Consider the following 25,132-nt stretch of genomic DNA (forward strand, 5'->3'; position numbering starts at 1 on the left):
TACCCATGTTTTCTGGAATTAAACAGAATCCGGATCTAATCCTAACTCTTTTAGTTTAGCAGCCAGACGTTCGGCAAGTTGACGCTCTTGTTGAGCAATTTGCTGTTGTTGGTCAGCTCGTTGACGCTCTTGTTGAGCAAGTTGCTGTTGTTGGTCAGCCCGTTGATGCTCTCGTTCGGCAGCGGTTAATACTAAGTTTCCTTGGGAATCATAAAATCTTAACCATACTCCTGACTCTTGCAGAATATTTCCTTCCCAAGTACCTAACCATAACCCTAATTGATCGCACCACAACCATCCTCGTTCATTAGGTTGTAAATCTTGATATTGCTTATTTTGCAGATGCCATCCCTGTAACGAACTCGGTTCAAATGGATTAAAGATAAAATAATTTTGGGTATGGAATGTTCGCTCATAAATATCCTTTTTTTCGCCAATATCTACACTAGCAGTCGAAGGAGACGTGAGTTCAACTATCACATCTGGATAACGCCCTTGTTCTTGCCAAACTACCCATCCTTGACGATCTGTTTTGCCATCAACATCCAAGACCACAAAGAAATCAGGGCCTTTGAAGTCACGATTTTTGGCTTGAGTGCTACTGTAATAAATAAACATATTGCCACCCGCAAAAAAATCGTTACGGTCTGACCAATGTTGATATAATGAATCTATCAGAAGATTCATGGCAATACGGTGACGGTTGCTTTCCAAGGTTTCTCCATCATCAAAGATTAAGTCTGTAGGTGGCATCGGTGGTTCCCACTCTGGAGTGACCTCGGTGAGTGACTCGGCTTTGGGAGATGTTTCTGTAATCATTTTTAGCCGCCCATTTTAGGTTTTCATCTTTTAATGTAGCATGAATTGAATAGTTAGGGAGGAGTCAGGAGTCAACCCACCCCTAACCCTTTCTAGGAGGAGAAGCGATCGCTAGCTTGCTTAAAGTCCTGAAGTGTTCTAGGTTGTGTTGTAGTGGTAGTAATCATTAGCTTCTTCGTTAGCTTTTTCTATACGGTTTATGACTTCCCGTTCCCATTTGACATATTCTTCTGGAGTTTGAAGAGTTCGATAAACCTTCTTCTTCTCGTCTTTAGTCTCTGAATCTATTTCTTCTGCTGTTGTAGCTGGAGAACTTTCTACATACTCTCTTACTAAACTTTCTAGCAGTTTTACTCCATTATGTTCTTCAATAGCTGCCTTCTCAGCGAACTTATTCCATAAATCCCAAGGCAATGGAACCTTTGTAGTTTTCTTCTCGTGATTAGGATTCACCAAAGAATCTATTATCTCAGTCGTGATTTTCTTCTTAGTTGCTTTGGCATAATCTATGACCCACTCCCAACTTCCTATAATGTCTGGAAGACCTTCTTTAGTTTTCTTGAAAGTTGAAGCTAAAGCAGAACATTGACTAACGTTAGATGGGATGTTTTTAAACCCATGACATAGTAGTTCCCAACCAATCCTAGCAGCTTTAATGACGTGCTGAACATACCTCCAACTCTTAGGATAATGTTCTCTGCAGTAAGTCCGAAAATTCCATTTTTTGCCCTTAGTTTCTTCAAAACGAGTATCAAGTTGAAGTTGTGCAAGCAAATACCCCTCAATAAGATAAGAGTGGGCAGCAGCAAACATCATGGACTGAATGTCCTGGAAACTATCCTTTAAAGAAAAACTAGGTGTATTTGTTTTTCGGTAAATATCAACCAGCGATTTAGTCCAGGTAGGAAAGCGATCGAGAGTTTCTTTTCCTGGATCTGGAAAGTAGATGGAATTTGGTTTAACTAAATTTTTGTTCATAACACATAAGCTTCAAGGAAAACAGTCTATGTGCAACATTTAACCTACTCAAAGCTATTCACCTTGAATCTGTAAGCATCACCAGTTAAAGTGATGGCTGTTGCCTGCAAAGCTCGTAGCATAATTTTACGAGCGCCGTTCCAATCCCGGTGTGCAGTATATCCGCACTCAGAGAGTTGGGACTAAAAATCTAGACTGCTGGTAAGAAATTTTTCAGTTCAAAATGGCTTTTATCAAGATTTGGAATCTACAAAATATAGTAATGACTGTCTTTGGCCTCACCCCCTTTTTAATTAAACGCTTGTTATTTGATTTTTATATCTTACAGGCGTTTTATGAATATGTCAAGGGGTTCGATTAAAATAATTCTACGAACGTACAAATGGACAACATAGGACAGAATAATGGCTGGAAAACCTTTAAGAGATGAGAAAAAGACAGGTCTGCACTTGACAGTAACTCCTACAACGAAACGAACTTTAAAACAGATAGGGAAGTCGTTGGGAATGAGTCAAAGCGAACTTGTGGAGACGTGGGCTGCGGAAGCTCGCAAATCAAGCGAACCAAAAACTACTGGGAAAATTCTTGAGCGCTTAAAAGCACTAGAAAAATCACACTTGGATTATGTGGGAACTCAGGGCAAAAGACTAGAAAAGCTGTTAGCCGAAAATCATGAACATAAAACCAAGATCAAGAAAGAAATACGGTTTTTAGAAGAAGAGATACAGGCGCTTATTCTTGAATCGTCTGAATCTTAAACCCATATAGAAGAAAAATAAACCCAGGAGGCCATCCACAGAAATGTGGATGGATTTTCATGGCATTAAAAATCCTACTTAAGTAATATTGCCGAAGTCAGAAGTAGGGGAGAAAGATTGTTGTTTAGTTTCGTTATGCCTATTAATCCGTGTATCCATGGCATAATCCCTGTGAGCGCCTCAAATCAGCTATTACAGGCAAGATGCCTCTGCTACAAAAATAAACCGCTATAATAATCCTACTTACTGTTCATCGCCAATGATGAATTTTGCATCTAGTTATTTTAACTTGGATGCCGTTTTTTATTTTCAAAGATTTACACTTAGGGCTGACGGAGGCGAACCCAGAAACCCGGTTTCTCCTAAGTGTTTATTGTTAAAAACAATGATTTATTGTACAAACCGGGTTTCTTTGCATAAATTCAGAATATAACCTTTTTTACAAATTTTTAAGATGGCAATTTTACATAGTTTTTGGCTGACCGAAAATCAACAACCTAGTTCTTTATTTGTTTGGGGAGAAGCTTGGCAAAAAATCACAGAAGATGATGCTGGTGAAATAGAAAATATTACTAATAATCCTTATGCAATAACTTTGGATGAACTGTTGAAATTATCTGAGGAAAATACCAATTTCTCTTTGAAAAAGGATAAAAAATCTACAATTAAAACTTTAGCTATTCCTACAAAATTATCAGAATCTAACCAAAAAATATATCCTATTCATTCTGGCACTAATTTATCAGAAATTTCCGAAAAGTTATATTTTTATCCCTGGCAAATAGAAGGAATTTGTCTAGAACCTCTAGAAGCAATCAAATTTTTACAATCTATTCCTTTGGGAAAAACTACTGAATCTTTCATTGGTGGAGATTTAAAGTTTTGGTCTCATGTGGCTCGATGGAGTCTCGATTTATTAGCAAGATGTAAATTTTTACCTTCTATTGAACAAACATTAAATCAAGAATTTATTGCAACTTGGCAACCTTTACTTGATAGTTCTAAAGACCAAACTAGACTGAAAAATTTTACTCTACAAATGCCTCTGGTTTGTCGTACATATAACCTTGATTGGCAATCACATCTTTCTCTAGAAAATCTCCAAAATTTACAAATAATTACTGAAAATAATTCTGCAAAATTTCCCTTAGTTCAATCTAGTCAAGAAATTATTCAAGATTTCTTAAAAAATATAATAGACACACAAATTCGACAACTATCAACCGAAATATCTCTAATAAAAACTACTTCATTACATCCCTCAATTAGACAATGGTTGAAATCCTTATTAGGAAAATCTAGTTTAAAATTACCTGCTACCAAAGAAACACAACAAATTAGCAGAATACTTGATAATTGGAAATCTCCTTTACAAGAATTTCAAACTACAGAAAAGAAATTTATTACTTGTTTCCGTCTCTACTCTCCATCTAATAATTCCCAAAAATGGCAACTCGAATATTGTCTCCAAGCAGTCGATAACCCAGAATTTTTTGTTGATGCGAAAACTATTTGGGAAAATCCTGTAGCAAGTTTAAATTATCAAGGAAAAACAATTGAACTTCCTCAAGAAACTCTGCTAAAAGGTTTAGGTTTAGCATCAAGAATTTATCCAATTATTGAACCTAGTTTACAAGAAGCAACTCCCCAATATTGTCTACTAACTCCACAACAAGCTTATGAATTTATTAAAAGTGGAAGTTCGCGGTTTACTGACAGTGGACTGGGGGTAATTTTACCGCCTAGTTTGGCGAACCGAGAAGGATGGGCGTCTCGTTTGGGCCTCAGTATTCAGGCCACTGCTCCAAAAACGAAAAAAACTGAAAGACTGGGGTTGAAAAGTCTTCTCAATTTTCAGTGGCAATTATCTATTGGAGGCCAGAAATTAACTAAGGCTGAATTTGACAAATTAGTGGCTAAGGATAGTCCTTTGGTAGAAGTTAATGGGGAATGGGTGGAACTGCAACCTCAAGATGTCCGAGCAGCACAAAATTTCTTTGCTACTCGTCAAGACCAAATGGCTTTATCTTTGGAAGATGCTTTACGGTTAGCGACTGGGGATACTCAGACTGTGGAAAAGTTGCCTGTTGTTAATTTTGAAACTGGGGGACAACTTCAGGAACTTTTGGATACTTTGACTAATAATCGTTCCTTGGAAGAGATTCCTACACCTGAGAATTTTCAGGGCGAACTGCGGGAATATCAAGCACGGGGTGTTAGTTGGCTAACTTTTCTGGAACGTTGGGGTTTAGGTGCTTGTTTGGCGGATAGCATGGGATTGGGAAAATGCGTATCGCATGATACAGAATTAAATATAAATAGTATGGTATTGCAAGCGGAGGAAATTTGGCAAGTTTATGCGGGTGAGGCCGAATTTGATGGGGAAGGGTTTTGGGCAAAACCAAATCGGGAATTATTGGTAAATTCTCTGGATGAGACAACAGGAAAAATTGTGGTGGCTCCTATTCGGCGGTTATATAGGCAGCAGGTACGAGAAAAGTTACGAAGGGTGAGGTTGAAAGATAAGAGCAGTATTGTTATTACGAAAAGTCATAAATTATTTATTCGCGATAGTTGGAAAAATGATTTTCAGGTGGGAGATTATGTTTGTGTACCTGCAAAATTGGTTTGGGATGGGAAAGCACAGGATAAAGATTTAGTCAAATTTCTTGCTTGGCAAATAGCTGAAGGATATGAAGCACCTGATATGAGAGGAGTAGTTATCTCCCAAAAAAATAAACCACTTTTGGCAGAATTACTAAAGACTCTTGAAAACTTAAGTAAAAGATATGGTATTAAAATAAATCGTCCTGCTATTCGTCCCTATAGTGATAAAAAAGATTGTTACCAACTTATCATACATAGTGTAGAATATCGGAAATTTTTAGAAGGAAAAGGATATAAGTGGGGGAAGCGATCGCTTGATAAAACTATTCCTTCATTTATTATGCAAGCTGACTTAGAAAGTATTAGAATTTTTCTCAGGAATTATTTTGATGCGGAAGGTTCGGCAAATAAAACTATAGGAAATGTTGAAATTTCTACAGCATCATCTCTACTTATTCAACAATTATCTATCCTACTTAGACGTTTTGGAATTTGGATGACAATATCTCCTAAACAAAAACGAGCTACTAATGGTACTGGAATTTTTCGTACTTATTATATTGGTACATTTAGCGGTAACTCAGCACGTCGTTTTTTACAAGAAATAGGATTTAATCAACTAGAAAAACAAGAAAAACTTAAGTCAATCTGTGATAAAAAAGCTAACTCAAATGTTGAAGGAATCCCTGCTTCGGATATAGTCGCCGAAGTAGCCAATAAAACTAAACTACCACTGCTACATTTAGGAATACATAGTAAAATTTATATTGACGGTTCCCAAGAATTTTCTCCTGCTAGTTTAGAGAAAGTTATTAACAGTATCGAACATATTATTAGTGGAACTGCGGAAGAAGAATATCGTCAACTTAAACCTTCTAAATGGACGACTAAAACTTTAGAAGCTTATTCTTTATTGAATATTTTGGAACTAGAAATTCAGAAAACTCGCCTACAAAAATTACTCAATCAAGAAGTCTATTATTGTCAGATAGAATCTATCGAAGATATAGAATATGAGGGATGGGTTTATGACTTTGAAATAAGTAAACATCATAACTTTGTAGCAAATAATATTCTTTGTCATAACACTATTCAAACTATAGCATTTTTGCTCAATCAACAAGAAAAAGAAGCACTCGAATCACCCACATTATTAGTTTGCCCTACCTCCGTATTAGGTAACTGGGAAAGAGAAGTAAAAAAATTCGGACCTACTTTAAAATTAATAGTTCATCATGGTGATAAACGTGCTAAAGGTAAAGAATTTGCTAAAGCAGTAAAAGACAAACATTTAGTTATAACCAGTTATGCTTTATTGCATCGAGATGAGAAAATATTACAGACAATAAAATGGCAGTCAGTAATAGTTGATGAAGCGCAAAATATTAAAAATCCAGATGCAAAACAATCTCAAGCAGTTAGAAAATTAGACGCATCTTTTAGAATGGCTTTAACAGGAACTCCCGTAGAAAATCGTCTTTCAGAACTTTGGTCAATTTTAGATTTTTTGAATCCTGGATATTTAGGTCAAAAGCAATTTTTCCAGCGTCGGTTTGCTATTCCTATCGAAAAATATGGAGATACAAATTCATTACAAACTTTGCGTTCTTTAGTTCAACCTTTCATTTTGCGTCGTCTCAAAACTGACAAAGATATTATTCAAGATTTACCAGAAAAACAAGAAAATACTATCTTTTGCCCTTTAGCAAATGAACAAGCAAAACTATATCAAAATATAGTGGAAAATTCTTTAGCAGAAATTGAAGCTGCTGATGGTATTCAACGAAAAGGAAAAATTTTAGCCTTATTAGTAAAACTGAAACAACTCTGTAATCATCCTGTACTTTTACAAATTAAAAAAGGCAGTAAGAAAAAAGTAGAAATAAGTGATGAAAATTCTGGAAAATTACAACGAATAGGAGCAATGTTAGAAGAAATAATGTCTCAAGGAGAACGAGCAATTATCTTTACTCAATTTGCTGAATGGGGAAAAATTTTACAACCTTATTTACAGAAAATTTTAGGTAGAGAAATATTGTATTTATATGGAGCTACCCGCAAAAATAAAAGAGAAGAAATGGTAGACCAATTTCAATTAGATCCTCAAGGTCCGCCGATAATGATTTTATCATTAAAAGCTGGAGGAACAGGTTTAAATTTGACTCGTGCAAATCATGTTTTTCACTTTGATAGATGGTGGAATCCGGCAGTAGAAAATCAGGCAACAGATCGGGTATTTAGAATTGGTCAAACTCGGAATGTTCAGGTACATAAATTTGTTTGTACCGGAACTTTAGAAGAGAAAATACACGATATAATTGAAAGTAAAAAAGAGTTGGCAGAGCAAGTTGTTGGTACAGGTGAACAATGGTTAACTGAACTAGATACAGAACAGTTGAGAAATTTATTAATATTTGATAGAAATAAAGTAATTGAAGAAGAGTAGGGGTTTGGAGACCAAACCCCTACCAGAAAATATAGCTTTTTAACTAATAACGGAAATGAACTTACAAAGTGACAAAGAATGGTGGACTCAACAATGGATAGACTTGTTAAATTCTTATCGCTTTAAAAAACGATTAGAAAGAGCCAGAAATTATGCCAGACAAGGTAATGTTTTGAGTCTAAAATTTAAAGAACAAAGAATTATTGCTCAAGTTCAAGGAACAGCACCCGAACCATACAAACTATCTTTATGGTTAGATACTTTCTCTGATGAAGATTGGAATTATATCATTCAAACTTTGTCAGAAAGAGCAATTTTTACTGCCAAATTATTAGCAGGAGAAATGCCTCAAAATATAGAAGAAGTTTTTGCTGCTAATGGTTTAAGATTATTTCCTTTTACCTTAGAAGAAATTCATTCTCGATGTGATTGCCCAGACAAAGCTAGAGTTTGTAAACATATCGCAGCAGTATATTATTTATTAGGCGATCGCTTCAGTGACGACCCATTTTTATTATTTCAATTACGGGGTCGTACCCAAGAAAAAATATTAGCAGAACTTCGTCAAAAACGTGGTCAAAGTGAATATGAAAAAGCCACAGAAACGGAACAAATAAAATCTGAAAAAACTCAAGAACAGCAATCAGTTACTAACTCAATATATGCAACTTCAGTTATTCCAGAAAATATAAAACTTGAGCAAATATGGGAATATAATCAACAATTAGATTCTTCCTTAATAGTAATTACACCATCTCCAAGTAATGAAACAATTTTAGATGTTTTAGGAAAAATTTCTTTAGGTGCATCGACTGATATTGTTATGGATTATTTCCAGAAAATTTATCAAAATATTAGTCAACAAGCAGTCATAACTGCATTAAAACAGGGAGAAGATGAGGGTGATAATGCATAAAGAAAACTAGGGTTATTTCGTGATAATTTTTGACTTTTTCAGCGCCGACAGACTATTTATTTGCTTCTATAAGAAACCAGGTTTCTGGGTCTAGTAAAAAACTATATGCTATAGCTAAGGTTTTCGTATAAAAATATCAAAGTTTTGATAGGTAAAGGTTGTAGCATTTTCAGGTACTAATAAAGTATCAGCTTTTAGGTGTCTCAAGTTAAATTCAGGAGAGCATTTTGGGCATTTCGAGGGGTAGAAAATCACTCTAAAAATTCTTCTGGCTACTTCTTCTATGATTCCTATTCCTCCTGGATTGCAGGATTGCTGGATTCTGGATCCTCCTCACTACTAAAAGACTTTTTCAGCAAGCCCTAATTAGAATTACTTAGGGAAATGCTAAGATTTATATAATTTTAATTAATAAGGTAGTGATTTCTTGCAATGTTTTTACAATGCTTTTTCGGACTTTCCTTCCTAAGTTTTCTGGTATTATCTCCTCCAGTTAATCTCCAGCAACCTACATTAAAAACTCAGGTGAAATTAAATGAGAAATTGCTTGCAGTAGAATTTCCAACCCCCCCAAGTCGAAAAAGGGCGCCAGCTAGAAAGAGAGCTGGTGGGTCTCGGGGTCCATGTAGTCCTATAATCACAGAAAAATTAGGAATAGGTTTAACTGCTGTAATGCCAGAAAATAATATAGGTACAACAGTTAGTTCTCACCCAACTGTTTATCTATATGTTCCCAAAACTAATAAACAAAACGCAGAATTTGTTCTGTATGATTTGACAAATGAAAACATAGATCCAATATATGAAACTAATATATCTTTGCCCCAATCTGCTGGAATTATCAAAGTAAATTTGCCAAAAACTGTTGAGCTACAACCTGACAATACTTATGTTTGGTATTTTGGTATAACTTGCGATCCAGACAAACCTAGCTTAGATTACTATATTCAAGGATGGTTACAACGTACTTCTTTAACTTCTGAAGTTAAAGTTAAACTACAAAAGCTTGAAGAAAACCCATTAGAAAAAGCTAAACTATATGCTGAATTATCGGTCTGGAGTGAAACAATAACTACTTTAGAAAAATCTCGTTCAGCTTATCCTCAGGCTTGGAAAAAACTTTTTCAGTCAATAGGATTAGGAGAAATTGCAGATAGCCAAATATTTGATTTTTCAGAAGAAATACAGTCTAGTCAAAGATAAGAAAAAGAGTTAAATTTTCTGGAAAATTGATGTGAAAAAAACTCGATCAAGTTAGTAGATTAATTTCAATAATTAGTTAATTAAGCAATTCCTAATCTTTTATATTACCAACATCTACTACATTAAAATATTAGAGCTTTTCTACTTTTAAAATACTATATTTAGGGTGCATAAATATGTAGGCATTCAGCCGTCAGCTATTGGTTTTGATTCTCGTTGTTTTTCACTCTTGATGAACCACCGGAGCCATAACCAAAATCCAGTAGGGATTTTGCATAAGGGCGTCCCTACTGTGGTTTGCCGATATCAAAACCGCTGTATTATAAGACTTCTATTGCCAACAAATTTGATAGAATTAGGAATTACACAGAAACCGGGTTTATTAACGAAGTTTTTGGTTGGAGCAACAAGATCGCGGCAATAAACCCGGTTTCTTGGTCGCTTTGCGTAACTATTGATTTTTTTACAGCGCTTTTCACTCTCGATGAACCACATCACCATAACCAAAATCTTGTAGGGACGTTGCATCAGGGCGTCCCTACTGTGGTTTACTGAAATGAAAATCGCTGTAAAACTGTATCAGGGCTAAAGCCATCTGAATCCAGAAACCCGGTACGAGGGTAGATTATTACTGCTCAAAACAACGATTTATCTTACAGGACTTATGCAAAGGTGCTATATGTAGAGTTAAAAAACTATTGCGCAATAGTTTTAGGCACTATATCTAGGGTCGCTGCGTAAGTCCTGTCTTAGAAACCGGGTTTCTTTGTGTAAGTCCTATGTATAATAACTGATAACCATGAAATTAAAATCTTTATTCACACAAATTAGTTTTACATCTGGAATCTGGTTAATTGTATCAACTTTTTGGCTTCAAAAACCAGTTAATTCTCAAATAATACCAGACCAAACATTAGGTCAAGAAAACACCAAAATCAGAAATGTCGAACGATTCAAAAAACAAATAGAAGGTGGCGCGATTAGAGGCTCGAATTTATTCCACAGTTTGCAAGAATTTAACATACAAAAAAATCAAAGTGTCTATTTCACTAACCCAATTGGAATTGAAAATATATTAACTAGAATTACAGGTAATAATCCTAGCAATATTTTAGGAAAATTAGGAGTAGATGGAGTAGCAAATTTATTTTTAGTCAATCCCAATGGTATCTTTTTCGGACCTAATTCTACCCTAGATATTCGAGGTTCATTTATCGCCACAACAGCCGATGAAATTCAATTAGGAGAAAATGGTAGATTCAGTTCAACCAACCCTCAAAATACTAACCTATTATCTGTAGCACCATCAGCTTTATTTTTTAATCAAATAACAAATTATAGAGGAAATATTACTAACCAATCCGCAGTAACAGGGCTAGAAATTCCCACAGGAAAAACTCTAGGTTTAGTAGGAAATAACGTCATAATTGATGGTGGAAAACTAAGCGCAGAACAAGGCAGAATCGAAATCGGTAGCGTCGATAATCAGAGTTTAATTCAACTAGAAAATACAGAAAATAATTATATTTTTGACTATTCAGAAGTAAAAAAATTTAATAATATTCAACTCAAAAATAATGCAATAGTTGATGCCAGTGGAGAAGGAAGCGGCACAATACAAATACAAGCAAAACAAATACAAATCACAGAAAAATCAACAATCCTCGCTAACACATTAGGAACTCAACCAGGAAACAATGTCTCATTAACTGCCACCGAATCAATAGAAGTAAATGATAGCCTAGTAGATGCCAATGTTGAACCAGGTGCAACAGGCAATGGAGCAACGATCACAATCGAAACTCCAACTTTAACACTCACAAACGGAGGACAAATCAGTACAGCAACATTTTATGCAGGAACAAGTGGAGAACTCACAGTAAACGCCAAGGAAATAGTAATAATCGGAGCATCATCAGACGGTCAAAACCTAAGTGGTTTATTTACAGACGTTTTACCAGGAGCAAAAGGGAAAGGAGGAGATGTCACCATCAATACTCAAAAACTGCAACTATTCAACGGAGGACAAATAGGAGCAAATGTATCAGGTGCAGGACAAGGAGGAAATCTGACAGTAAATGCTGAAGAAATAGAAGCCAGAGGTACAATACCAGGAAGCTCACCGATACCAGAACAACAACTAATACTGCAAATTTTAAACGATCAATATCCCAGTGCAATTTTAGCTATCGTCGTACCAGATGCAACAGGAAATAGTGGGAAACTAACTATCGATAGCGATCGCATTCTTTTAGAAGATGGAGCGCAAATAGGAACAGGAACATTTGGTCTAGGAAATAGTGGAGAACTGAAAATCAAAGCCACAGACATAACAATAAAAGGAACCTTTGAAGATGGACCCAGTAGTTTTTTTACTTCTGTTTTTGGAACTGGAGGTAAAGGAGGAGATCTCATAATTGAGACCCAAAGTCTGAACCTAGAAAACGGAGGACAAATCAGAGCTGGAACATCTGGAGTAGGAAACAGTGGGAATATAAAAATCACAGCAACAGAAATTAATTTACAAGGAAGTTCTGGTAATCGACCATTTCCTAGTAGTATTCAAGTATCTGTAGAAGATTTATTTAATCTATTTCCTGAGTCTGTTAGTAGTGGCAATGGTGGTAACTTAAACATTGAAACTGGACGCCTCCATCTGAGCAACGGTGCCCAAATTAGAGCAGGTACATCAGGTAAAGGTAAAGGTGGAAACTTGACTATAATAGCTAAAGATATTGAGCTGGATGGTGGTGATGATCGTGGGGTTCTCTCAACGAGTATACTTGCTGGTGTCGAGGATTTAACCATATTCTCTATAGGTCAAGGTCAAGCAGATGGGGGTAATACTCTGATTCAAACAGAACGCTTAACAATTTTAGATGGAGCTAAAGTTAGTACAACTACTGAAGGCAGTGGTAGAGCTGGTAATCTTACTATTAATGCCACTGATAACGTTACCCTTTCTGGAGTTAATTCTGTTTTTGGTAACAAGAGTGCTATTACTGCTAGCAGTGAGTTAGGAGCTACGGGAGCAGGAGGAAATATCAATATTAGTACCCCGACTCTCAGTCTTAGTAATGATGCTGTCATTACTGTCAGCAGTTCTGGTAGTGAAGCAGCAGGTGCCCTTTCTATTAATGCTTCATCTATTGAACTCAATAACGGTACTCTGAGTGCAGAAACCACTGCTGGAAACCGAGGCAACATTAGCATCCAAGGGTCAAAAATTAATCTGCAAAATCAAAGTCAAATTACCACTAATGCTACGAATACGGCGACAGGTGGAAATATTCAGATTGAGAGTAAATTTTTAATTAGTTCAGACGGTAGCAATATTAGTGCTAATGCGATAGAAGGTCAAGGTGGTAATATTTTTATTAGTGGAGAAGGAGTGTTTCTTGATAACAGTAGTCAAATTACTGCCACTTCAGATTTAGGTATTGATGGTTCAGTAGAATTAAATACCCAGGTAGATCCGACTCAAGGAATAGTAAAATTATCGACGACGGTGATAGATGTTGAGTCATTAGTGGCAAATAATTTATGTAGAGCAACAACCGAAGGAAGTTCTTTTGTGATTACAGGTAAAGGAGGTCTACCCCCAGATCCTACTCAACCATTGACAATATTGAGGGGAATTGTCGAATGGGAAACTAATACACCAGAAGACATTGGCATCTCTCATTATCAAAAACCAGTGGTGGTTTACCGTCGGCAAGAAAATCAGCAGTTACCAGAGATTCGTCAGGCAATGGGTTGGGTGATAAATGAATCTGGTCAAGTAACTCTGACATCTACTCCAAATAATGTTAATTCGGTTAGTCCACAGTTAATTCATCCTGAGTGTTATCTATTTTTTTAGGAAATAGCAAATGAGGACGCAGGGAAGGGGAGACACGGTGACACAGAGATAGATGGATATAGGTCTAGAAACTAGGTCTAGAAACCCGGTTTCTTAAAGAAACCGGGTTTCTTTATCTCCCCATCTCCCCATCTCCCCATCCCCCCATCCCCCCATCTCCCCATCTCCCCATCCCCCCATCCCCCCATCTCTCCATCTCTCCATCTCCCCGTCTCCCAAATTCGGTTCTATCTCAAACCTTAATATCTTGCGGTGGATTTTTCAAAGTGTATATCTGAGTTTCTGCGGCGATCGCTTGTCGTAAATTCAAAGGTATTCGTGACATACCCAATAAAGAAATACCATCCATCAGCTTAAAACCACCTGTAGTTTTTTCTAACAATAAACTGTCTACTTTTTCTGGGTTTACTTGAAGAGAAAATTCTCGATCAGAACTAACCACAAACCCCAGTGGACAACCATAACTTGTAGCGTAAGGCGCTACCGAATGAACATAATTAAACACAGTTTGTAAAGTCTTGACTACACGGACATGAAGATACATTTCAGGAGGAGATATTGAACCTGCTTGTATTATAAATAAGCCGTCAGCAGACAAAATGTTGCGAATTTTTTGAAAGTATTCCTGAGTAAATAAAGGAAAAGAAAGACCTTCTTCAATAGGATCTGTCAGATCGGAAATAATTACATCCCAAGTTTCTAAAGAAGACTCTAAAAAATTCTGAGCATCATCAATGATTAATTCTAAACGGGGATCTTCAAAAACATTTTGGTGCATTTCCGGAAAATACTTTTTGCAAGCTTCTACAACTTCCCCATCTATGTCAACCATAACTACTTGCTCAACAGTTTTCCAGCGTAAAACCTCTCGTACTGTTGCTCCTTCTGCTCCTCCAAACACTAAGACTTTCCGTGGAGAACCATGAAAAATCATAGGTGGATGCACTAAACATTCATGGTAAAGAAATTCATCTTCAGTGCAAGACTGCCACTTACCATCTAATATTAAAGCTTTGCCATAAACACCTTCGACTATAAACATTTCCTGATATTTTGTTTTTTGATGAACAAGCATTTTGTCGATACCATGTTTATACACATCCCAGGGTGTAATTTGTTCAACAAAATACAAACTTGTATTCAGATTAGCACCTGCCATTGATTATTTTCTTCCTCTTAAACTATAGCAATCTTAAATTGGTTTTAACATTTTATCATAGGGTTTAGTCTCCAAATCTCAATCCACTCAGTATAGCGCTGCGCGCATGGAACAGGGAACAGGTATGGAGGAAGAATGAATAGCTTAATAATATAAGGTTTTTAGCTATTGGACACCTCCGGCAATTTGTAAATATTAAGTGCGCACATTGCGATAATCTTGCCAAATTAATTTCTTCAGGACTTACCCATGATCGAGGAGTTTTAGCCATTTGGGATTGCTTTCATGAGGTCATGTTCCGCAAACATGTCGCGGACCGTTAACGTGGGTTTTGCACTCCGCATAACGCTGTCGCTTGCACTGCGAGTCGCGCCATGATAAAAATACCTTGCGCGTGCGTAAGTCCTGTTTTTATTGAAATAAGGAACAGGGAACACAGAAGGTGGGAATAGGGAGAAATAATTGATAATTTATGGATAAGATTGGAGATTTATAGTAGAATGTTTAATTAATTTTGAAATATTCAATATGGGTCAAAAATAACCATGCAAATTTTTCGTCAATATATTGCTCCATTAATCGTAGTAATCATATTTTTACTAGCTATGGTTGCAGTCAGCGCTCGTATATTTTTACCAGGAGATTTAGCAGCACCAGCTCCGACAGAGGAATTAAGTTCTCTTCCAGTTCAGTATTACAGCACAAAAATATTTAATAAAAACTATGTTAATTATTTCCCGGATCAAATTTTTATTAATATTAACTTTTTCCCTCATAATTTTTCTATACTTTCCTAATTTCACATTTTCCAAAGTTTATGCTCAACTTATTTCCTCACCCGAAATAACAGCATTAGATCCTATTTTTGATAATCCTAAAATTTATTCTTTTGTCCAATCAGGATTTAATTATAGTCAGGAACTTTACGGTCAACCCAAAATACCAGTAAAAAAGGTTAATTTAAACTTAAATACAACTGCTTTAACTTCACTTGATGATCCAAATCAAGCAAAATTTACTATATATTTAAGTCGTAAACCATCTGAATATGCTTTCCACGGTCAATTAGCTCACGAAATATTTCACCTATTAAATGCAGAATTACTTGATTGTTATGCAGAAGGTTTAGCTACTGTTTTTGCTGAGAAAATGTTAACCCGTAATAACTTAAATTGGAATGGATGGGAACAATATTTTCAACAAGGTTACGAACCTTTTTATGGTTTAAGTTACTTGATGATGAAAGAAGTTAGTGAAACAGCAGGTGCAGCAAATATGAGTCGTTTTCTTGACTTTGTTGTTACCAATAACTCCGATGAAAAATGGATGGATGTTGATATTGATCAATGGTTATCTTCAATGTCCGATAATGTCAAAAATGAGGTAAAGAAAGTGATTAATAAACATATTATTCAAGTCAAACAAGTAGTTGAATCAAATAATCAGAAATACACTTGCTTCAGCCCTGGTTAAATAAATTCAAAAGTAAGAAGTAAGAATTCAAAAGTAAGAAGTAAGAAGTAAATTGCTTCTTTCCACTAAATAATCACTAATTGCTGATAGCTGACAGCTAATAGCTGCTTGCGTAGCATTCCGTAGGAAATGCTTACATATTTTTTTATTCTTTATTCCATTGCACTAAATCAAATAACTATGATTTTTCGTCAAAAAAACTGGGTTCAACTACTGCTCACTATAAAAGGTTCTGTCATACCTCAAATCTGGCCAAAAGTATTAATTACAATGATTTTTGCCTTAATAATTACTATCATTTATAAGAGTGGATTAACTTGGATACATCAGCCAACTTTAGTTAGTTTAATTCCTAGTGTCGTCTTAGGTTTATTATTAGTTTTTAGAACTAATACATCTTATGACAGATTTTGGGAAGGACGAAAAGTTGTTGGTGGCATCATAGTTTCATGTCGCTCTTTGTCAAGGCAAATATGGGTAAATGTTCCTGAAAAAACTCCAGCAGATACAGAAGAAAAAAAAGCAGTAATTCGACTTTTAGCAGGATTTTTAATTGGTACAAAACTACACTTGAGAAATGAAAATATAGATCAAAAACTTCAGTCAATTATTAGCGAAAATCAATATCTAGAACTGACAGAAGTTAATCATATTCCTCTGAGAATAACTAAATGGATTGGTGATTATTTCCATCAGTTATATAACCTTAATTATATAGACAGTATTCAGCTTTCTACCTACAATCAAATTTTAGACTCAATGGTAAAAGATGAAACTGCCTGTGAAAGAATTTTAAATACACCTATACCACTAGCCTATGCAATTCACTTAAAACATTTATTATTTCTTTACTGTTTTGCTTTACCCTTTCAAGTAGTAGCTCAGTTATCTTGGACTACTATTCCCGCTGTGGGAGTAATTAGTTTTGCCCTATTAGGAATTGAAGCAATAGGATTAGAAATAGAAAATCCTTTTGGTTACGATCCTAATGATTTACCATTAGACAAGATGTGTGATAAACTATTGTTTGATATTGAAGAATTATTGATTTCTAAATCTCCCAAAGAATATTTATAGCAGTTTTCATTAATATGAGAGGTAAGCATTCAGCTATTAGACGATCTTTTTCTTTAGATTTCACTTTTTGGATATTAATTTATCCTTCCAAACAGGATAAGTTAATAACTCATAGCTTTTATCTATACAAATGTTTTTAAATGAATATAAGCTTTAAAGTCGGCTTTGATAGTAAGATTAAATTTAACTAAACTAATCAAGCTTTTATCTCAAACTAAAATAAATAGCTGGCTAAATGCTGACGATCCAGAATGCTTACAGTTTAAGAAAAATCAACTACTTCAAAAGAGAAAATAAACTTCAGTATTTCTAGCCTCTGACTTCAAGAAGAGCTATAGCAATGAGCGCTCAGGTATTTATAATGTCCAGCTCAAAGTACAGTCTAGAAAAGATGTACAAAAAATTATGTGTAAATCAGGACTTGGACGGGAGCCACTATATATAGAGTATTGGTGCGTGGCGCTGCCACTAACACACCCTACCAATAGCTTTTATGCGTAAGTCCTATAAATATTAGGTGCGAACATTGCTATACTAATAACTAATAACTAATAACTGATAAATAAAATGACTGTCGATCAAAAAAATTGGCTCCAATCACTGTTAACCTTAAAAGGCTCCGTTATACCTCAAATTTGGCAAAGAGTAGTAATTGCAATGATTTTTTCTGCAATAATAACTATCTTTTATAAAAATGGATTTACTTGGATAAATCAATCAGCTTTAGGTATTTTAATTCCTAGTGTCGTATTGGGTTTATTGTTAGTTTTTAGAACTAATACATCTTATGACAGATTTTGGGAAGGTCGAAAAGTAGTTGGTAGCACCATAACTTCAAGTCGCTCTTTGTCAAGACAAATATGGGTAAATATTCCTGAAAAAAATCCAACAGATACAGAGGAAAAAAAAGCAGTAATTCAACTTCTAGTAGGATTTTTAATCGGTACAAAACTACACTTGAGAAGTGAAGCTCTAGATGAAAAACTTCAATCAGTTATTAGCGAACATCAATATTTAGAACTGAAAGAAGTTAATCATATTCCTTTGAGAATAGCTAAATGGATTGGAGATTATTTCTCTAAACTATATGACCAAAATTATATAGATAGTATTCAGCTTTCTACCTATAACCAAACCTTAGATTCTATGGTAAAAGATTTGGGTGTTTGTGAAAGAATTTTAAAGACACCTATCCCACCAGCTTATGCAATACACTTAAAACATTTATTATTTCTTTATTGCTTTGCTTTACCTTTTCAATTAGTAGCTCAGTTATCTTGGATGACTATTCCTGCTGTAGGAGTAATTAGTTTTACTCTATTAGGAATTGAAGAAATAGGAATAGAAATAGAAAATCCTTTTGGTTACGACCCTAATGATTTACCTTTAGATCAGATGTGCGATAAATTATTGTTAGATATAAAAGAATTATTTACTTCTGACTCTTGTAAAAAATATTCAGTCGATGTAGAAAATTCTCCTTCAAATTAGGAACCCAGAAACCCGCTTTATCGCAGAAACCGGGTTCCTCCCGTGTAAGTCCTAAAAATTTTAACCATCAAAAAATACTCTCCACATCGTAAAATTAATTCTAAGCTGGCCTCTAGTGTCAGCAATTTTTTTTTGATTAGTATTTTCTAGGTTTAACTATGCCATTTTCAAGAGCTAGCGGTATTTTACTTCATCCAACTTCTTTCCCCAGTCCCTTTGGAATTGGTGACTTAGGCCAAGAAGCATACAATTTTGTCGGTTTTTTGCAAGACAGTGGACAAAAAATTTGGCAAGTTCTCCCTCTAGGGCCAACAGGTTTTGGAAATTCTCCCTATCAGTGTTATTCAGCCATCGCAGGAAACCCTCTACTTATTAGTCCAGATAAGTTAAAAGACCAAGGATTGCTTTCTGAGGAGGACATCTCTAACATACCGGAGTTTCCCAGCGATCGGGTAGATTTTGATTCAGTTGTCCAATTTAAGGGAACTTTGCTGAAAACTGCTTACCAAAACTTTCAAAAAGACGCTTCTGAAGAACAGCAAGAGGCATTTAAAGAATTTTACACCAGTAAAGCTTTTTGGTTAGATGATTATGCTTTTTTTATGGCTTTGAAAGAAGCTCACGAAGGAGCTAGTTGGCATACTTGGGATAAAAATATTGCCCATCGTCAACCAGCAGCATTAGCAGAATGGCAAGAACGTCTAGCTGATGAAATTCTATACCATAAATTTCTACAATTTCTATTCTTTCAGCAATGGGATAAATTAAAAAGTTATGCTAATGAACAAGGAATTGAAATTTTTGGCGACATTCCTATATATGTTTCCCATGATAGTTCTGATGTTTGGGCGCATCCAGAAATATTCTCTTTAGATCCAGAAACATACGAAGTATATTTGATGGCTGGCGTTCCCCCAGATTATTTTAGTGAGGATGGTCAACTATGGGGTAATCCAGTTTATGAATGGGAAAAATTAGAAGAGGACCATTTTCTTTGGTGGGTACAACGCATTCAGTCTATGTTAGATATGGTTGATCTGATTAGAATTGACCATTTTCGAGGTTTGGCTGCTTATTGGGCAGTACCCCAAGGTGAAACTACAGCTAGAAATGGTGAATGGGTTACAGCTCCAGGTGAGGCTTTCTTTACTGCTATTAAAGAAAAGTTGGGTACACTACCAATTATTGCTGAAGATTTAGGAGTTATTACTCCTGATGTGGAAGAGTTACGGGATAAGTTTGAATTTCCCGGTATGAAGATTCTCCATTTTGCTTTTGACTCAGATAGCGATAATCCCTATTTACCCTTTAACTATAATTCTCCTAATTGGGTGGTTTATACTGGAACTCACGATAATAATACTACTGTGGGCTGGTTCAATAAGCGTTCTGCTGAAGAACAAGAAAGAGTTCATCGTTTTCTCGGTGGTACTTGGGGTAATGGCATTCATTGGGATTTAATTCGTTTAGCTATGTCTTCTGTCGCTTGTATGGCAATTTTTCCTCTACAAGATATTTTAGGGTTAGGAGAAGAGGCTATTATGAATCAGCCTGGTATTCCTGATGGTAACTGGTGTTGGCGCTACCAAGCAGGAGCTTTAACCTCAGAGATAAGCGATCGCCTCAGAGAGGTTACAGACATTTATGGCCGTACCCCCAAAAATCAAGATGAAAGTAAAGATACATAATACTGTTTAATTTTCAGTAGCCTTGTATACTAATTTTCGCATTTCCTCCGGAATGCTGCGCAAACAGCCGTCAGCTATTAGCTATTGGTTTGAGTTTATGATCAAAGCTTTTTCATTTTAGAACGAAAAATTACTACAAAAGCCAGTTTTTAGGCTTATATTTGTTTAAGTAGTCTCCTTACTTAAGCTTAAGATTTTTATTGCGCTTGAGCTGACAGTTAATAGCTGAACGCTTACATATTAATAGACATCTGCAAAAATCAACAATATCCTATTTAGACTGGGAAATTTAAGCATTATTGAGGAGTAAAAACAACTTCTTTAATTTCACCCACTTTTCCCAGTTGGATATTTTTTTCTTTACTATCAGATATTAGTATTCCTCCAGCATTACCAGTAAAGAAAACCAGTTGTTTTTGAGCAGACCAAGTTTTCTGAGTACCTTGAGTTAAAGTTCCTTCAAATGCTAGTTTTCCATCTATCTCTATAGATACCCAAGATTCCTCTTTGGCAACTATATTTACCAAAACAGGTTGTTTTTCCTCTGTTTTTTCAGGCTTTTGTGCTGTAGTTTTATCTAACAAATCTTTTTGATTTTCTGGTTCAGATTGTTGTTTCTTAGTATTAATAATTTTCTCTTCTTTCACTAATACATTAGTGTTAATAATTTCCTCTTCTTTCACTAATATATTAGTATTATTAACTTCCTCTTCTTTCACTAATATATTAGTATTATTAATTACATAAGATAAGGAACGAACCGACAAAACAATAAGCAATATATACAGTAAGTAAAGATGATATGGCCGTAGGTGAAGTCTTGATAAATTCGGAATAGATTTTTTCGCAATTTCCTGAGTTTTGACAGTCGGAAATAAATTAGCTAGCTCCTCTCCATCTAACCCTATAGCATCAGCATATCGCTTAATCATACCTTGGATATAAACCGGCTCTGGCAGTGGTTCTAAATTACCTTCTTCTATCGCTTCTAATAAATTGATTCTAATCATTGTCATTATTGCGACTTTTTCTAAACTGATTGAATGTTTATCTCTAAACATTTTTAATTTATTCCCTATATCTTTTAATGCCTGAATTTGTTCTTCTTCAAAAGATAATTCTGGTGTTTGATTAATATCTTGTTTTAAGGGTAAAGAAAAGCTTTTTTTCAAGTTTTTGATTCCTGTCAAATTCACCATCGCTTTAACTTAATTGTATATAAACTATAGTTTGTCTGGTTGTAAAAGTTATCTTTTTTGGAAAAAAGTTAGCTACAAATTACTTAAGCATTCAGCCGTCAGCTATCAGCTATTATATTTTGAAGTAAATCTATAATTTTCCAGCCATATATATGGTTGAAAAGTAGAATTTAAAGGAGTGCTTGCCATTCATTTTATTGCACTTGAGCTGATGGCTAACTGCTAATAGCTGTTGGCGCAGCATTCCTCAGGAAATGGTTACCAAATTACGTTAGAGTTATTATTTAGGATTGATAATTCCGAAAATACAGCATCTAAACGTTTATGGTTTGTTTTTTGTCTATGGACATTTATTGACTCCTTCATATATTCATTAATTTATATAAAAGTAAGAGCCTTTAGCTAGCTCGTAGTTAGTTTTTAGCTATTGTATAAATAAATAATAAATATACACTTCTCGTGGTCAAGATCAGTTTTTTTCTTTTTATTCTCTCTATACTAATCCCTGCTCTAAACTCAATAAATTAATAGCTAATAGGGAGGAACTGAATGGTGATCAAGAGAACTTTTAGCAGAATTGAGATTTGATAATTTGAGCATTCAAAAAGTCAACTTCAAAATGCTGTAAGGGTCGATAATGGCCAGTAGGTAAAACTGATTCTCCTGGTAGCTGTAACTTAATTTGGCCAATTGCAGTACGGTGTAGTTTAAGTACAGGATATCCTAATCTTTCTGCAATTCTACGAATTTGGCGATTTCTGCCTTCGGAAATAATTACTTCCAAAAAAGTTTGAGTGCCATTATATTCTTTTAAAACTTTAACCTGAGCTGGTAAAGTTTTTTTACCAGATAAAATAATACCTTGACGCCACAATTCTAATACTGACTCTTGGGGATGACCTTCTACCAATACTTGATAGGTTTTGGGAAGACAATGTTTAGGATGAGTTAAAGCATAAGTTACGCGGCCATCATTGGTGAGAAGTAATGCCCCTGTAGAATCTGCATCTAAACGTCCTACGGGATGAATACCTTTTCCATTTCGCAGTTCTATACTTAAGATATCTAAAACTTTACTACGTTTGCTAGGTTCTGCACAAGTCGAAATTACTCCTATAGGTTTATTTAGCAATAAGTATATATGTTCTGGCCGATCTTCCGGTTTCACAGACAAACCATCTACTTCGATTTTGTCCAAGTTTGGTATAGCTCTTGCACCTAGTTGGACAACTTGATCATTAACCTTGACTCGTCCAGCTATAATCATTTGTTCAGCTTGACGTCGGGAGGCTATCCCCCACTGAGATAATATTTTTTGTAATCTTTCACCCATATTCTTCTGATAGCGCCAAAAGTTATTCTGAGTTCATAATAAAAGTAATTTCCTATTTTAGGGAACAGAGAAAATCTCAAAATAATCTGCCTGTTTAAAATGATAGTCTATATATTTAGGCAATAGGAGTATTATTTGATATTAGTTTTATATAATTTTAAGGTAGGGAGTAGGGAGTAGTGGTCGTTTTCGGCGCTTGATCCGACATTAAACCCTGCGCTAAAAAGCGGAGTTTCCCGAATACTGGGATGGATGGGTTCCCTAACCACATCCAATCAACCAATAGAAGTAGGGAGTCGTAAGGACGTTGCATAACAAAAATGCGTTTTCCGTTCCGGAATGCTCCGCAAACATGTCGCGCAGTGAAACGTCCGTACAGAGTTAGGATGAATCAGAGTTATAGAATAGTAAGGACGTTGCATAACAAAAATGCGTTTTCCGTTCCGGAATGCTCCGCAAACGTATCGCGCAGTGAAACGTCCGTACAGAAGAATTGTCTTTTAATTTTTCTGTCAAAGGTGAGGCATTTATTGCTAACTTTTTTAACCTTTTTGACCTAAAAGCTGTTACTTTTTCCCGATCTATCTAAAGTTGCTAAAACCATTAGTATGTTAATGCTTTCATATTTAATCAGCAAAGCAATAATTATTAATTATTTGGTAAAAATTTAAGTCAGCATTTCCTGGGAAATTCTGTGTAAAAAGCTATTAGCTATTAGTTACAACAGATGCCAGGTATATGAAGTACAGATATTCAGAATTAAATGTTTTTATGCAGGCCGGAAAGCCCTTATGGAGGTCTACCTCATCTCTAGTGGAGTCGGCTGTATCAACTTTTTAATTACTAATTTAATAGTTTATTTGATGAATAAAAAATCACCAGAATTGCATCAAAATCATAATTTTAATGTTGTTGAAAGTCAAGATAAAATATCAACTAAAATAAAAAGTAGAATTGTTAGTAAATTTCTCTCTCCTGCCTGCAAATTTTGGTTAAAGTCTCAACTAGAACAGGTAGAAAAATTAAAGGTTAATATCGAAGGTGGCGATCGCCAAATTCTGACTGGTAAAATTCCTCTAGTTTCTGTTGTTGCTTCTCATGTTATTTTTCAAGGATTACATTTAACTGAAGTGAATTTGTCTGCTACTGACATTAGGATTAATATTGGTCAAGTTATCAAAGGTAAACCATTAAAAATATTAAAGTCTTTTCCGATATTTTGTCATATTAAATTGCTAGAATCGGACTTTAATGCTAGTTTGAAATCTCATCTTTTAGTTGAGGCTATTATGGAGTTTTTAACCCCACTATTAGTGCCTGATTTTATAGAAGTTTTAGAAACACCTATTACTTTACACGATCAGAAAGCTGAAATATCTAGAGGTCATCTAAATTTTTTTGCTAATCTTTTGTCTCAATTTAATGCTAAAATTCCCTTAAGTTTACATACAGATTTGAAACTTGCTAGTAGCTGTGAATTGTTACTAGAAAATTTTAATCTCTTAGTTTCACAAAAGTCTAGTAATTCCTTTTCTGATAATATTAAAGTTGATTTAGGTTCCGATGTTGAATTACAGGAATTAAAATTAGATTCTGGTCAACTTGTTTGTGTAGGTAAATTAATAGTTAATCCCTAAATAGGGTTTCCGTATGGAAAGTTTTTTTTGTGGAGGTAGGGAGTAGGGAGTAGGGAGTAGGGAGTAGTTAGGAGTTAAGAGGGATAGGAGTTACAGAGGAGTTGGTCGGAATGTGGGGGAAGAGTGATTTTTCTATCATAGTCAGCCAAAAATGCTCAATTTTTGATTTTTCACCGATTTATCGGGAACCGTACCGTACTTCAATAGCCTAAAAATTGGCACTTTTTGACACCTAAAAACCCTGAAACCTTTATATATTAATGCTTCTATATTTAATCAGCAAGCCCTAAATAAATTCAACTAAAATGTGATTTCAGTATTTTTTAAATATCAAAAGAAAGATTGTAGGGGCGGGTTTTTCAGTCAACTTTCTGGCAAAATACTAAAGTATAATAAACCCGCCCCATTTCCAGTCAACAGAAAACCAACACCGTAGGGGCGGGTTTTTCAGTCAACTTTCTGGCAAAACACTAAAGTATAATAAAA

General features: G+C 35.2%; 16 protein-coding genes. 11 read left to right on the forward strand and 5 right to left on the reverse strand.

Annotated features, from left to right (window positions below; genetic code table 11):
* Positions 1-18: 18 nt before the first annotated feature.
* Positions 19-819: a Uma2 family endonuclease gene (locus VKJ25_RS00340; RefSeq protein WP_324234641.1), complete on the reverse strand. Its 801-nt coding sequence runs from the start codon at positions 817-819 to the stop codon at positions 19-21.
* 138 nt (positions 820-957) lie between these two features.
* The gene (locus tag VKJ25_RS00345; protein WP_324234642.1) at positions 958-1,797 is read right to left on the reverse strand and encodes a hypothetical protein; all 840 of its coding nucleotides are present in this window, start codon (positions 1,795-1,797) and stop codon (positions 958-960) included.
* Between the two features lie 404 nt (positions 1,798-2,201).
* Between VKJ25_RS00345 and VKJ25_RS00350 the strand changes: the two genes are divergently transcribed.
* The 5 genes from VKJ25_RS00350 (at position 2,202) to VKJ25_RS00370 (ending at position 13,589) form a co-directional block, all read left to right on the forward strand.
* Positions 2,202-2,555, forward strand: coding sequence for a hypothetical protein (locus tag VKJ25_RS00350; protein ID WP_324234643.1), 354 nt, complete (start codon positions 2,202-2,204; stop codon positions 2,553-2,555).
* 454 nt (positions 2,556-3,009) lie between these two features.
* Positions 3,010-7,608 (forward strand): SNF2-related protein, encoded by a 4,599-nt coding sequence (locus VKJ25_RS00355; protein ID WP_324234644.1) that lies wholly within the window; start codon positions 3,010-3,012, stop codon positions 7,606-7,608.
* Positions 7,609-7,663: 55 nt separating this feature from the next.
* Positions 7,664-8,524: an SWIM zinc finger family protein gene (locus VKJ25_RS00360; protein WP_324234645.1), complete on the forward strand. Its 861-nt coding sequence runs from the start codon at positions 7,664-7,666 to the stop codon at positions 8,522-8,524.
* Positions 8,525-8,956: 432 nt separating this feature from the next.
* Complete coding sequence (locus tag VKJ25_RS00365; RefSeq protein ID WP_324234646.1) at positions 8,957-9,727, forward strand: DUF928 domain-containing protein; 771 nt, start codon at positions 8,957-8,959, stop codon at positions 9,725-9,727.
* A gap of 799 nt (positions 9,728-10,526) precedes the next feature.
* The gene (locus tag VKJ25_RS00370; protein WP_324234647.1) at positions 10,527-13,589 is read left to right on the forward strand and encodes a two-partner secretion domain-containing protein; all 3,063 of its coding nucleotides are present in this window, start codon (positions 10,527-10,529) and stop codon (positions 13,587-13,589) included.
* A gap of 232 nt (positions 13,590-13,821) precedes the next feature.
* Here the strand turns inward: VKJ25_RS00370 and VKJ25_RS00375 are convergent, their stop codons facing one another.
* Positions 13,822-14,748, reverse strand: a complete 927-nt coding sequence (locus VKJ25_RS00375) for a spermine/spermidine synthase domain-containing protein (RefSeq protein ID WP_324234648.1) — start codon at positions 14,746-14,748, stop codon at positions 13,822-13,824.
* Between the two features lie 545 nt (positions 14,749-15,293).
* On the opposite strand from VKJ25_RS00375, the gene VKJ25_RS00380 reads away from it, so the two are divergent.
* From VKJ25_RS00380 to malQ, 5 genes are all read left to right on the forward strand, one after another.
* Positions 15,294-15,545, forward strand: coding sequence for a hypothetical protein (locus tag VKJ25_RS00380; protein ID WP_324234649.1), 252 nt, complete (start codon positions 15,294-15,296; stop codon positions 15,543-15,545).
* Positions 15,472-16,221 carry a hypothetical protein gene (locus VKJ25_RS00385; protein WP_324234650.1) on the forward strand — a complete coding sequence of 250 codons (750 nt, stop codon included), beginning with the start codon at positions 15,472-15,474 and terminating at the stop codon, positions 16,219-16,221. Before VKJ25_RS00380 ends, VKJ25_RS00385 begins: the two co-directional genes overlap by 74 nt.
* A 180-nt stretch (positions 16,222-16,401) precedes the next feature.
* Positions 16,402-17,298 carry a bestrophin family protein gene (locus VKJ25_RS00390; protein ID WP_324234651.1) on the forward strand — a complete coding sequence of 299 codons (897 nt, stop codon included), beginning with the start codon at positions 16,402-16,404 and terminating at the stop codon, positions 17,296-17,298.
* Between the two features lie 567 nt (positions 17,299-17,865).
* On the forward strand, positions 17,866-18,789 hold the full coding sequence (locus VKJ25_RS00395; protein WP_324234652.1) for a bestrophin family protein: 924 nt from the start codon (positions 17,866-17,868) through the stop codon (positions 18,787-18,789).
* 158 nt (positions 18,790-18,947) lie between these two features.
* Positions 18,948-20,477 (forward strand): 4-alpha-glucanotransferase, encoded by a 1,530-nt coding sequence (gene malQ, locus VKJ25_RS00400; RefSeq protein WP_324234653.1) that lies wholly within the window; start codon positions 18,948-18,950, stop codon positions 20,475-20,477.
* 296 nt (positions 20,478-20,773) lie between these two features.
* Here malQ and VKJ25_RS00405 read toward each other — a convergent pair whose 3' ends face one another.
* Together VKJ25_RS00405 and VKJ25_RS00410 are read right to left on the reverse strand one after the other, a co-directional pair.
* Entirely contained in the window at positions 20,774-21,676 is a 903-nt protein-coding gene (locus tag VKJ25_RS00405) for a helix-turn-helix domain-containing protein (RefSeq protein WP_324234654.1), read from the reverse strand.
* 568 nt (positions 21,677-22,244) lie between these two features.
* Complete coding sequence (locus VKJ25_RS00410) at positions 22,245-23,009, reverse strand: pseudouridine synthase (RefSeq protein ID WP_324234655.1); 765 nt, start codon at positions 23,007-23,009, stop codon at positions 22,245-22,247.
* Between the two features lie 863 nt (positions 23,010-23,872).
* Here VKJ25_RS00410 and VKJ25_RS00415 point away from each other — a divergent pair.
* Positions 23,873-24,646, forward strand: coding sequence for an LmeA family phospholipid-binding protein (locus tag VKJ25_RS00415; protein WP_324234656.1), 774 nt, complete (start codon positions 23,873-23,875; stop codon positions 24,644-24,646).
* The last annotated feature ends 486 nt before the right edge of the window (positions 24,647-25,132 follow it).

It is taken from the genome of Okeania sp., assembly GCF_035285525.1.
Lineage (GTDB): Bacteria > Cyanobacteriota > Cyanobacteriia > Cyanobacteriales > Microcoleaceae > Trichodesmium.